The sequence below is a fragment of the Sphingopyxis sp. genome, from assembly GCF_019459305.1.
GTDB lineage: Bacteria > Pseudomonadota > Alphaproteobacteria > Sphingomonadales > Sphingomonadaceae > Sphingopyxis.
In genome coordinates this window covers 50,219-62,705 of record NZ_JAIBES010000093.1, presented here as the reverse complement: position 1 = coordinate 62,705, position 12,487 = coordinate 50,219, and the positions used below count along the sequence as shown (strand labels likewise).

The following is a 12,487-nucleotide window of genomic DNA, read 5'->3' as shown; positions in this document are numbered from 1 at the left end:
CGCGGCAGGTACTTGCCGCGCCACCCAGGGAGCTATTGCGTCAGGGCACGCTTCGGAAACTCCAGTCATCCTTGCGCGCGGGCGTGAAGAAGCAGATCGACACGGAATCCTCGAGGACCCGCGTGCTGTCGGTCGCAGCGCCGGCGGGACGATAAGCGAACTGGCCGGCGCGGACGATCGTCTTCACGCCCTGGTTCACCATTTCGATCGCACCGGATTCGATCCAGCACACCTCGTCGTTATCGGGATAGACATAGGGACCCGAGGTCAGGCCAGCCTTGTAGATATTGTGACTGGCGTCGATGAAGACCGCCCCGTCCTTGGGTCCCGATACGACCCGCCGATGAATGATCCGTCCGTCCTGATGCTCGGCCGAGCCGGGGCGGATGAGCGGCTTGATGTAGCGATAATCGTAGAAGCGCACCCTTGGCCGATCGGCCTCCTCGCCGTTCCACTGGCCGATCTTTTCCGGCGGCAGGCGGTGACTCCAGCTGTCGGCGCGCGCCGGGCCGAAGGCGCAGATCGTCACGGCATCTTTCAATACGCGCGTGCGATGGGTCGGGGCACCGGCGGGGCGCCACATGAATGTGCCCGGTTTGGCAATGACGGTGACACCATCGCTTTCGGCCTCGATCTCACCCGACGGGATATAGCAGAGTTCGTCCTTGTCATAGGCATAGGCGGCGTCCGCGCCATAGCCGGCCTTGTAGCTATTATATCCAACGTCGATGCGCGTGCTGCCATCCTTTGGCAAGGAGACGACCCGGCGATGTGACGCCTGCCCGTTCTGCATACCTTTGGAATCCGCGCGAACCAGCGGTTCGACATCAGACGGCGTGATGACCTTGACCGTCGGGCGCGTGCTCTCCTGCGCGCTGACGGCCGGTCCGTGCGCCAGCGCCGCAGCAGCAATGGTGAGCGCCCAATAACCACGGTGTCTTTTCATCGTCATGCAATCCTCCATCCTCGTCGACATCTTGGTGGTGCGACCCCACTGCGCCGGGGGTCGCGGCCGGATCAGTAGTTGTACGCCAGCGTGAAAAGCACGGTGCGCGGTGGGTTGAACAGTTGCCCCGCAGCCACACCGGGCACCTTGAACATGAAGATCCGGTCGGTCCGGTTGGTAAGGTTGCGCAGCGCGGCGCTGACCGTGATATTATCGTCGATCTTGTACCGCGCGAAGGCGTTGACATAGTGGCTCGCCGCCGCCTGGACGTCGGGATCATTGGCCGGATTACCCTCAGCCGTGCTCTGATACTGATATTCGCCCGAGATGCTGAATTCGCCAGGAATCGGCAGCGGAACCTTCCATTCGCCCCGGACGCTCGCGGTCCATTCGGGCGCATAGACGAGCTTCAGCCCGTCGCCCGAACGGCACGCGGCCGGACAACCGAAAGCATTTGGCCAGTTGGTATAGCGCGCCTTGAGATAGCCGACCGCGCCAGTCAGCGTCACGCGGTCGGTGGGAACCGCGGTGACCTCGAGCTCGACGCCTTTGGTGTAGGCCTCGGCGGCATTTTGGACTGCCGACACAAGGAACTCGGGCAGGAAAACGCTGACCTGCTTGCCCGTGAGTTCGTTGCGGAACACCGCGATGTTGGTACGCAACCGGCGATCGAACCAGTCGGCTTTGATCCCTGCCTCATAGGCGCTCACCTCTTCGGGGCCGAACGCAAGGTTCGCGACGGTCGCCGATGTTGCACGCAGGCTGTAGCCGCCCGCCTGGAAGCCCTTTGAATAGCTCGCATAGGTCATCAGGCTCGGCGTCCATTCATATTGGATGCCAACCTTCGGCGTGAAGCTGTTCGCCCCGCTCGACGGCGAGGTCGTGAAGTTGGTGCTCACGACGTCGAGCGCCGGATTGAGCACATAGCCTGACGCGTTAAAGCGGCGCGTCTCATGCGTGTAGCGCGCGCCGAGCGTGACCGTCAGTTGCTCGGTCAGCGGGAAATCGGCCTGGCCGTATATCGCATAGCTGTCGCTCTTCAGCCGGCCTTCGCCGCCCGTATAGGAATTGAGCACCTGCAGGGCGTTCTTCGTCCCGATGTAATAGTTTTCATGGAAGTAGAAGGCACCGGTCGTCAGCTTCATCCATGGCAGATCGGCACTGAGCTGGAATTCCTGGGTGAGCGATGACTGGTCGACGGTGAGGAAGGTCGCGGCCACCTGCGGAAGGCCGTCGAACTCGTTGGCGAGGACTCCGTCGAAAGCACGATATGACGTGATCGACTTGATGGTGACGTCGCCGCTCGGCCGGTAGATGATGCGGCCCGACACGCCCCAGGCATCGATATGGGTCTTGCGATCGGGCGTTTCATACGTGACGCGCGGGTCGAACTCGAAGCCCGGGGGGGTGACGAGCGGGACATAATGCGCCGTATCCGACCGGTCGCGCTCATAGTCGGCCGTGATGCCGAACTCGATCCGGTCGCTCGGCACGAACCGGAGCTTGCCGCGGATTGCGCTCTGGTCGAGATCGTTGACATGTTCGCCGGTGATCGCGTTGTAGGTGTAGCCGTCACGCTGCTTGTGCACGCCTGCCACGCTCGCGAATATCTTGTCCTTGACGATCGGACCCGACAGATAGTTATGCGTCTCGAAGGCGTCGTAATTCCCGACACTGACGCTGGCTCGCGCGTCGATCTCGTTATCGGGCTCGAGCGTCACGAAACGGATCGCGCCAGCGCTGGCGTTGCGTCCGTAGAGAGTGCCCTGCGGTCCGCGCAGGACCTCGACGCGCTCGATGCCGGGGATGTCGAAAAGCTGCGCGAAGCTGCGCGGCAGATAAGTATCGTCAATATATACCGCGACAGTAGGATCGGCCGGACTGTCGGTCTGGCCCAGGCCGCGCATGCCGTAAGTCTGCGAACTCGGCGATGGTGTCACGCGTTGCAGGTAGAGATTGGGCACCACCGACATCAGATCACGCGCGCTTTTCGTATCGAAGCGCTCAAGTTCTTCCTTGCCGAGCGCGGTAATCGCCAGCGGCGTATCCTGCAGCGACGTCTCGCGCCGTGTTGCGGTGACGACGATGTCTTCCACGCCCCCTCTCTGCGCCTCTGCTTCGGCGGGCGCCGCGCTGGCATCCGCATCAGTGGTTTGCGCCACCGCACAGGCCGGGAATGATATGGCAAGCAATCCTACCGCGGTCCCTGCCAGGATTCGATTTTTGCAGCTTCGCATTTGAACCTCCCTAAATTTCAGGGCCCCGCCCCGGATCCTCCTCTATCTGTGATCTCACTTAGCAAATGCATTGCACGTCTGCCAAGCGAAAAATGACAGTTATATGATTGAAAATACACGCCTTTTTAGGAACGCAGACAGCGACTACGCCGGGCCCATGATGCCGGGCCGACGCGATTTTTCGAGCAAAAAGGCGGTTTCTTCAAAGGGCTTGCGTAACTGCCATCTTTCTCCTCATGAGCCAGCCGTTGTCAGGATCATCGCAGACCGAGCCATCGGCCTCACCGAATGGGCGCATATCTGCGATGACAGATCAGTTTGCAGCCTCGCACTGCGCCCGCCGCGCCGCCGCCGCTCCCGCGAGGGTGGCGCGATTCTGCTCCACCCATTTCGTGACCCGCGCTCCTCTTTCATCTGGCGATGCCGCCAGATGAAAAAGACTGCGTGTCGGCACGCTTGCGCCAAGCTCGACGAGCAAGGGCCGAAGGGCGACATCAGGCGCAAGCATGTGGGCAAGCGATCCGCCCGTCATGACGGGAATCGCCACCACCGAAGCCAGACCGTTCTGGTCGTAACGATCGAGGAAGGATTTCAGCAGACCAGTGTACGTCGCCTTGTAGGTGGGAGAAGCGACAATCGCGAAATCGCTTGCTGCCACTTCCTCCATCATCCTTTGGACATTCTGCGCATTGGGGTCGAACATGTCCGAGGCCAGGTCCGAAAGGTCGATCGTGCGGCGCCTGCCTGCTCCTATGACAGGCGCTATCACGTCGGCTACATGCTCTGCGAGCGCGAGCGTCTTGGAATTTGGCGTCGGGTTTCCAACAAGGATGGTCAGGTTCATTGCGCTTCCTTTCAGCCACCGGTCTGGACAAGATCGGAAATGGGCTCGCCCCGGCGTGCCGTATGACGGTTCTGCGGAACCGGCAGACCGAGGTTGCCGCGGAGCGTGGCGGCTTCATAGTTCCGGCGGAACAGGCCGCGCGCTTGCAGGATGGGCACGACGTCATCGAGAAACGCCTCGAATGCTCCGTCGAGGCGGCAGACGAGCATGAATCCGTCGCCGGCGCCCGCTTCGAACCAGCGAACAACCGCGTTTGCCACATGTTCGGCGCTACCGATGAAGTCGCTGCGCGGCGTGGCGAATTCGAGCGCCGCCTGACGCAGCGTCAGCCCGCGGTCGCGGGCGTTTTGCTTGATCTGGTTGGTCGTGCTGAGATACAGATTCTCCCCAAGATCCGAGATTTCCGGGAAGGGTGCATCGAGCTCATATTGCGAAAAATCATGATAGCTGAAGGGCTGCGACATCATTCGCAAAGCCTCGTCGATCGTGACGAGCTCGGTCATTGCGCGATATTTCTCCTCGGCCTCTGTGTCGGTGCGGCCGACGATCGGATTGATCCCGGGAAAGATGAGAAGATGGTCGGGATCGCGCCCTTCCGCCGCGGCCCGCGCCTTCATGTCGGCATAATAGGATTGCGCCTCTTCGACACTGTTCGGCAGCGGCCAAAAACCAACAGGGGGTGTTTTTGGGCCGCGAGTTCGCGGCCAGCCTTGGAGGCGCCCGCCTGGAAGATGACCGGATGGCCTTGCGGCGACCGGCGGATGTTGAGCGGCCCCTTTACCTGGTAGAACGCACCCTTGTGCCCGAGCGGGTGCAGTTTTTCGGGCGTGAAGAATATTCCTGCAGCCTTGTCGTGCACAAAGGCGTCGTCTTCCCAGCTGTCCCACAGGCCGCGGCAGACATCGACATGCTCCTCGGCTCTCCGGTATCGTTCGTCATGTTCGTCGAGCGTCGCGCAGCTGTGATTGAGCGCCGCCCCCTCGAGCGCGCTCGTCACGACATTCCAGCCAGCGCGTCCGCGGCTCATGACGTCAAGCGATGCCAGTTGCCGCGCGACCGTGAAAGGCTGTTCGAACGATGTCGAGATCGTCGCGGCAAGACCGATGTTCGACGTGGCGCGCGAAACGGCCGACAGAAGCGTTAACGGCTCGAGCCGGTTGAGAAAATGCGGCGAGGACGTCGGTCCGATCGAGAGGCTGTCGGCGATGAACAGGAAATCGAGTTTCGCCGCTTCGGCGCGGCGGGCCGTATCCTCATATCGCGCGATACTGACGCTTGCGTCCGGATCGACCCCGGGCTGCCGCCAGCCCCAGGTAGAGCCGCCGACACCATCGTCCATATATCCCAGGCGGATCATGCGCTCGCGAACCATATTGTCTCTCCTTCCAATATTCTTGATCAAGTGGGCGCGGCGACGCTCCGGGCATCGGCCGCGGGCGCGCTTCGCAAATGGAAACGGGCGCGCCAGTAGAGTGCCGCTGCGACAAGCTGAACCAGCGCGACAAGCGCGAGTGCCTGAGGCAAGGCACCGGCAGCCATGCCCCCGCCGAACAGATCACTGAGTGCCCCCACCGCGAGCGGGCCGGTGATCGCGCCGACCAAACCGCCGCTGAGCCCGATCAGCGCCGACGCGGTAGCGCGCATTTCGGGCGGCGCGACCGCCTGCGTAATCGCGATGGTCGGTACACTCACGAAGATGTAGAGCAGGAGCGCAGTGGTCACGAGGACGACGCTCGGGACAAGCGTCGGCATCATCCATCCCAGCGGCGCAAGAAGTCCCGAGGCGATCAGCGCCAGGATCGTCGGCGTGAGCGCATGGCCGCGACCGCGCCTGCCGCCGATGTCGAAAAGCCAGCCTCCAGCTAGAATGCCGATCACGCCGATGACGCCATTGATGATCCCGTAAAGCCCGCCCGCCTCGAGAGCGCTCAGGCCATGCTCGCGCATGTAGAAGGGAACGAAAAAGGTGCCGGACCCGTAGCCGAACGCCGTGGCCACCGCATATCCGAGCCAGACCCAGCGGAATTCGGGGATCCGCCACATGGTCCACATCGCGTCGATAAGCGATGCCGTGCGCGTTTCCACCGGTGCTTTCGACGCCGGCAGGGCCAGATAGGCCAGCGGCAGCAGAATCAGGCTGACCGGCCCCATCACGAGAAAGGCCCAGCGCCATCCCCACTGATCCGCGATCCAGCCGCCAAGGACCGATCCCGCCGCGAGTCCCGCGGGAATGCCGATCGAGAAAATCGCGAGCGCGCGGCCCCGGCGCTCGTCAGGAAACAGGCGTGAAATGAGCGAATGGCTGGCCGGATGTAGTCCCGCCTCGCCCGCAGCGACGCCGACGCGCATCGCCGCGAGCTGTGCAAAGCTCTGCGCGAAGCCGCCGAGCGTCGTCATTACCGACCATAATGCGATCGAGCCTATGATCACCAGGCGCTGGCGCCCGCGATCGGCGATCCGCGAGAGCGGAAGCCCCAGGAAAGAAAAGACCAGCGCGAACGCCAGACCATGAAGAAGGCCGAGTTCGACATCGGATAAGCCGAGGTCGCGCTTGATCGGTTCGCCGAGCACGAAGATGAGCGACCGATCCATATAGTTGACCGCGTTCGCCAGCGTCAGCACGGCGAGAAGGAAGGCGAGGCGTGGCGGCCGCAATGTCATGAGGGAGCCCCTGTGAAGCGCGGCGCGGCATGCCCCCGGCCGGCAGGTATCGGGCCGGTAAAGCGTTCGACCTCAACCAGGCAAAGCTGTCCGGTCGATGCCTGTGCGAGTTGCGATGTCCCCGCGTCACGCGTGACACTGTTGGGATTCCCCGCCACGCAGAGGCCGTCGACCGGATCGTACCAGGCGCCGGTCGGGCACTGCACGACGCCGCCGCGAAGCTGATCCGACACGTCGGCGGCAGCGAGGAAGGCGCCGCGGTCATTGAACACGCGCACGACATCGCCGTCCGCAATTCCCCGCCGTGCCGCATCGGCGGGCGTTATGCGCAGTCGCTCGCGGCCGTCGACCTTGGTTTCGAGGCTACGCGCGCCGAAATCGAGCTGACTGTGAAGACGCCCGCGTGGCTGATTGGCGACGAGCTGCAGGGGAAAGCGGTCCGACCCGGCGCTGCCCGCGCCCTCGATGGGCGGAAGCCACACAGGATGCCCCGGACAATCGGCGTAGGCAAAGCTTGCGATCGTTTCGGAGAATATCTCGAGTCGTCCGCTCGGCGTTGCGAGCGGATGGTTCGCCGGATCCTCGCGAAACCGGCGGATTCGCGCACCATCGTCGATCGTGGGAAGGACGAGCTCGCCCTGCTCCCAGAAGGCTTCGAAGTCTGGGCTCGGATGACCCTTTTCGGCGAGCCTGGTACGCAACCCTTCGTAGAGCCAGCGAACCCACTGCTCGGCGCTGCGCCCCTCGGTGAACGCATCCGCGACCCCCATTCGGACGGAGAGATCGCCGAGTATGGCATAATCGTCGCGTGCATCGGTCGCGGGGTCCACGATCCGGTGCATGGCGGTGACGACCGCATCGTCCGAGACGCCGCCGATGTCGTTTCGCTCAAGCGTCAGCGTCGCCGGCAGCACGATATCGGCGTGGCACGCGGTCGCGGTCCAATATTGCTCATGCACCACGACCGTGTCGGGGCGGGCGAAAGCGCGGCGCAGGCGGCCGAGGTCCTGATGATGGTGAAAGGGATTGCCGCCCGCCCAGTAGACGAGCCGGATGTCGGGATAGGCCAGGCGGCGCCCGTTGTAATCGAACGCGGCGCCCGGGTGGAGCAGCATGTCGGCTATGCGGGCGACCGGAATGAACTCACGCACCCTGTTCTCGCCTTGCGGGAGCGCGGGTGTCGAGGTGACAGGCAGCGGTTTTCCGACATTGGCGAGCGCGCCGAGGCCGTGGAGATAGCCGCTGCCTTCGCGCCCGATCGCGCCGAGCATGGCAGCGAGGACCATCCCCATCCAGACAGGCTGCTCGCCATATTCCGCGCGCTGGAGCGATAGCGAGACGGTGATGAGCGTTCGCTTTGCGGCCATGCGCCTAGCGAGCCTTCCAATCTCGGATGCCGCGACGCCGGTGATGGGAGCCGCCCACGCGGGGCTCTTGGGAATTCCGTCGGGCTGGCCGCGCAGATAGAGCTCGAAAATATCAAAGCCGACGCAGCAGCGATCGAGAAAGTCCCGATCGAGCAGGTCTTCGTCGAGGAGAACGAAGGCAAGCGCCAGCATGAGCGCAGTATCCGTCCCGGGCACCGCGGCAAGCCATTCATGACCGATCTCGGCCGCGAGGTCGTCGCGCAGCGGGCTGACGAGAAGGAATTCGGCGCCGCGTCGCCGCGCGCCGCGGAGCGCTCGCTGCGCGACATGCCGGCCGACACCGCCCGCCCCCACTTCGCTGTTCTTGGGCGCCATCCCGCCAAAGGCGACGAAGAGTTCGGTGGCGCGCTCGATCTCGTCCCAGTCAAGGCCGCTGCGACCGTTCCAGAAGGAGCCCATGACGTGCGGGAGGAGCACTTCCGATGCTCCGCTGCTATAGGTGTTAACCGAAGACACATAACCGCCGATGCAGTTGAGGAAGCGGTGAATCTGGCTTTGCGCATGATGAAAGCGGCCCGCGCTCGACCAGCCGTAGGAGCCGCCGAAAATGGCACCATTGCCATGTTCGGATCGCACCCGCCCAAGCTCGTCGGCCAAACGGCCGAGCGCCTCGTCCCACGACACCTCGACATAGCTGTCGTCGCCCCGGCGATCATCGGCGCCGGGACCGCTCGTCAACCAGCCGCGGCGAATCGCGGGGCGCGCAACGCGCGAGCGGTGACGAAGCGCGTCGGGGATGTTGCGAAGAAGCTTGGACGGTTCGGGGTCGCGAATATTCGGGCGGACGCGGATCTGTCCGCCTTCACTGCGCGCGAGAAAGGACCCCCAGTGCGAGCTGTGCATGCGCTCCGCATCGGGCAGTGCTACCCCTTCGGGGAGCAATTCATCGACCACGAGAATGCCGCATGTGCATAACGACCTCCATCCCTGGCATCGCTCCGACCCGGCTGCCGGGCTGGTTCGGCCCCCGACTTGTCCGGCGCCCTGCCGCCTGATGCGCTCTGTCGAACGCTGCGAGACGAACTATCCGCGCGCTCACCGCCAAAACGAAATATTATGTGGGAATGACTTGATTTGAATTTTGTATCAAAGCAGACAGGGTCGGCGCGTTGGCGGCACGCGCCGCGCGCGCCTTGATATGATCTGCAACATCAGTGCCGAACGCCGCAGGCCATGACAAAGACGCACCCTGATGGATCTGAAACATCTCAAAACCTTTGTCGCGGTGGCGGAGGAACTCAGCTTCCGCAAGGCGGCCGAAAGGCTCAACCTGACCCAGCCGCCTGTCAGTCTTCAGATCAACGCCCTTGAGCATGAGCTCGGGATCAAGCTGCTGAACCGTGGTCGAAACCAGAAGATTAGCCTGACTCCAGCGGGCGCGTTTTTCCTCGGCGAGGCGCGCGTTGCTCTCCAGACCGCCGAAAATGCCGTTCGCGACGTAAGGCTCTTCAGCGAAGGCGGGCGCGGGCGGCTGCGCTTTGCCTACACCGACGATTTCGTCCACGGACCGCTCCCGGGCGCCATCACCGCCTTTCACTCCACCTATCCGTCGGTGGTCGTACGCCACGCGATGCTTCCGACCGACATGATCGTCCGCCAGCTCGAAGCCGCCGAAATCGACATCGGGATGGTCACTTTTCCCATTCAAAAGCTCGACCCCGGCTTCCTCGTCCACGAACTTCCTAGGGTCATGATCGTCGCTGTCGTTCCCGCCGTTCATCCACTGGCGGGCGAAAAGGAGATCTGGCTGCGCGAATTGCGCGACGACCCGATCTATCTCGCCCCCAGCGACTTCGCGTCGGACTTTTCACCCCATCTGACGCGCCTCTTTTCCAATGCCCGCATTCGTCCGCAGATTCTCGGTATGTCGCAAAGCGCGTCGATGATGGCCGAGATCGTTCGGACCGGCCACGCCGTCGCTCTCGTCAACCGCTCCTCGCTTTCCCATCTGCTTGAAGGGGTTTCGATACTCGGCCTGCGCGACCCCTTTCCTTTCGCCGCGCTCGGCATGATCTTCAACCCTGCCAACCCCAATATCCGAACGATCGAGCGTTTCCGGACGATCGTCGCCGAGCGCTTCGGACCCACCGACGCCGCGCCCGATTTTACCGACGACGCCGCGGCGCTCTGAGCTGCTGCTCGGCGGCCGTCGTCTTGCCTGCAGAACATCAATTGACGAGCTGGCATCCTCCGCTCAATATTTCTGCCCTCTCCGAACCGGGAGAATGGGATGGCGGGGCCGGCCGACGACGATGATTTTTTTGCCGGCGCCCCCGTTCCGGACGGTGCGCGCACCCGGTGGCCAAGCATGTGGCGCGGCGCAGCCGGAGCCAGGCTGCGCGACGCGTTTCGGTCTGACACTGAACCCGGCGGCGCACCAGCACGACGGGAAGCCGAGAAAACCTCGGCTCAGGTTCAAATCAGCTGGAGAGGGTTTGCCAACGCCCCTCGCCCGCCCGGTGACCGGAGAACGATGGAGCCTGAGCCGGGGCGGGCGCAAGCGACAGCGCGATATTCCAGCGACCGGCGCCAATGCCCTGCATCGTCCTGAATTTCGAGCCTCGCGGCAGCTTCAGCCTGCCAAGGTCGGAAGCGCCCAAAGCGCCCTTGTCGCCCGGATTGGCGCTCGCGCGGGCCAGCGCAGCCCCATCCGCGATCGCTATCGACAAGGACCGCCCCGTGCGTGTCGCGGCCGTCCCTTTTTTCGGTCGGCTGATGAGGATCATGTCGCCACCGCGATAGAAAAAGATGGCATCACCGACGACGACGGTCTTCTCCAGCGCGCCAAGCACGACATGCATCTGCTGAAAGCTGTCGGGCGCGCGCGCGCGAAAAATCTCCAGCAGCTTGCTGGCGCCTCGCTTGACGATATCCGGGCTGGCCGCTTCGTCCGCAGCGAGGGTCGGGCCTGCGACAGCCATGGCGGTCGCACCGATCGACAGCCTCGATCCCGACTGAATGAATGCGCGGCGTGTGAGGTCGGACATGGGCTTCTCTCCTAGGCTGCGCCCGGCTGCGCGATCGTGCCGAATATATCCCCGAACCAGTCGCCGATCGCATTGGTCGTGGTGCGTGGATTATCCACGTTGCAATGCATGTCCCCGCCAATTTCGGGGGTGATGCCGATGATTTCGGCGCGCGAAGATGCGACAGCTTCGATGAATGTGCGCTCGGCCTGCTTGCCCATCGGCGCCTGCGGATCGTTGATTCCGTGGATGATGAAAAGCGGGCATGTGACGCGTTCGATGTGGCCCTTCAGCGAATAGGCGAGCATCTTGTCGTACAGGTCGAGATTATCCTTCGCGCCGTGCGTCCACCGCTGCTGGCGCACCGCCTCCTCGCGCACCGCATCGGCGAGAGGACCCGGTGACGATGGACGCCCGTCGGGGAAATATCGATCGATCGGAAAGGCGTAGGTCGCCCCCCAAATACAGCAGGCCTTGATCCGGCTCTCGTTGGCGGCTGCGCGCGGCGCGAAGTAGCCGCCGAAGCTGCTCCCGCACACGCCGATGCGATCGCTGTCGGCGAGCTTCGAACGGGTAAGATGGTCAATGACCGCCCCGACATAGGATTCGGAGTCGGGGCGATATTTGAGGCCACGATGATAGCGTGCGGTGCCGCTGCCGGGATGATCCATGCTGATCGAAGCGATGCCGCGGCGAGCAAGTTCGGGCGCAATACCAAGAAGATATTGCCACTCGATCGTACTGTGCGTGCCATTGAGATGGATAACGACCGGCGCCGGGCCAGGCCGGTTAGCCGGCGTAAACAGGGCATCGATCACCGTCCCCTCGAAAGGGATTTCGATGAAACGCGACGTGTCGTGCGGTTCGCCACCAAATTCTATCGCCGTCTTGAACGCGGCGCGCTGCCGGTCGAATATCTGGACCTTCCTGGGGTCGTAGAAGTCGTCCATCAACAGCTCAAGGCAGTTCAGAACCGCGGCGAGCCGAAAGCTCTTGTCCGCCGCACTGATCAGTCGACCCATCGCGCGGTCTTCGAAGATCAGATGATCGAGCTTGTCGGCAACGGCGCCAAATCCGCGAACGAGCGCTTCCTTAAATTCGGGCGCCTTGTCCGACGTGCCGCCACGCATCAGCGTCTGCGCCTCGCGGCATGCATCATCCATGTCGCCGGCGCTTGCGCCCGATGACAGCGCGTTGCTGAACAGCAGGTTCGGCCAGTAGACATCGGGAAAATATTGCAGCATCTCGCCCTCCCAGCGCCGGTGGTTCACCGCGTCCATTTGAACCGCAGTCTTCCTTACGGCAGCGGACAGACCGTTTTTGTGTGATCTCATAATTTTTGTCAAGTGCAACAGCTCCTGTTGCACCTGCCTTTCCTGGAGAGCAGCTGACGCTGCTCGGCACCA

At 63.2% G+C, this 12,487-nt stretch carries 10 protein-coding genes; 1 reads left to right on the top strand and 9 read right to left on the bottom strand.

The window, feature by feature from the left end; translation table 11 throughout:
- Positions 1-40: 40 nt before the first annotated feature.
- From K0M74_RS11405 to K0M74_RS11380, 7 genes are all read right to left on the bottom strand, one after another.
- Positions 41-952, bottom strand: coding sequence for a hypothetical protein (locus K0M74_RS11405; RefSeq protein ID WP_293972086.1), 912 nt, complete (start codon positions 950-952; stop codon positions 41-43).
- A 65-nt stretch (positions 953-1,017) separates the two neighbouring features.
- Entirely contained in the window at positions 1,018-3,108 is a 2,091-nt protein-coding gene (locus tag K0M74_RS11400) for a TonB-dependent receptor (RefSeq protein WP_293972083.1), read from the bottom strand.
- Positions 3,109-3,496: 388 nt separating this feature from the next.
- Positions 3,497-4,027, bottom strand: coding sequence for an NAD(P)H-dependent oxidoreductase (locus K0M74_RS11395; RefSeq protein ID WP_293972080.1), 531 nt, complete (start codon positions 4,025-4,027; stop codon positions 3,497-3,499).
- 11 nt (positions 4,028-4,038) lie between these two features.
- The gene (locus K0M74_RS19865; RefSeq protein WP_366932659.1) at positions 4,039-4,644 is read right to left on the bottom strand and encodes an LLM class flavin-dependent oxidoreductase; all 606 of its coding nucleotides are present in this window, start codon (positions 4,642-4,644) and stop codon (positions 4,039-4,041) included.
- Positions 4,641-5,399, bottom strand: a complete 759-nt coding sequence (locus tag K0M74_RS19860) for an NtaA/DmoA family FMN-dependent monooxygenase (protein ID WP_366932658.1) — start codon at positions 5,397-5,399, stop codon at positions 4,641-4,643. The genes K0M74_RS19865 and K0M74_RS19860 overlap by 4 nt, the downstream gene beginning before the upstream one ends.
- A 26-nt stretch (positions 5,400-5,425) precedes the next feature.
- The gene (locus tag K0M74_RS11385) at positions 5,426-6,688 is read right to left on the bottom strand and encodes an MFS transporter (protein WP_293972077.1); all 1,263 of its coding nucleotides are present in this window, start codon (positions 6,686-6,688) and stop codon (positions 5,426-5,428) included.
- The gene (locus K0M74_RS11380) at positions 6,685-9,009 is read right to left on the bottom strand and encodes a molybdopterin-dependent oxidoreductase (protein WP_293972074.1); all 2,325 of its coding nucleotides are present in this window, start codon (positions 9,007-9,009) and stop codon (positions 6,685-6,687) included. Before K0M74_RS11380 ends, K0M74_RS11385 begins: the two co-directional genes overlap by 4 nt.
- 298 nt (positions 9,010-9,307) lie before the next feature.
- Here K0M74_RS11380 and K0M74_RS11375 point away from each other — a divergent pair, with 298 nt between their 5' ends.
- Complete coding sequence (locus tag K0M74_RS11375) at positions 9,308-10,246, top strand: LysR family transcriptional regulator (protein WP_293972071.1); 939 nt, start codon at positions 9,308-9,310, stop codon at positions 10,244-10,246.
- A 289-nt stretch (positions 10,247-10,535) separates the two neighbouring features.
- Here the strand turns inward: K0M74_RS11375 and K0M74_RS11370 are convergent, their stop codons facing one another.
- Positions 10,536-11,102 (bottom strand): hypothetical protein, encoded by a 567-nt coding sequence (locus K0M74_RS11370; protein ID WP_293972068.1) that lies wholly within the window; start codon positions 11,100-11,102, stop codon positions 10,536-10,538.
- Between the two features lie 11 nt (positions 11,103-11,113).
- Positions 11,114-12,361: an alpha/beta fold hydrolase gene (locus K0M74_RS11365; RefSeq protein ID WP_293972065.1), complete on the bottom strand. Its 1,248-nt coding sequence runs from the start codon at positions 12,359-12,361 to the stop codon at positions 11,114-11,116.
- Positions 12,362-12,487: the final 126 nt, after the last annotated feature.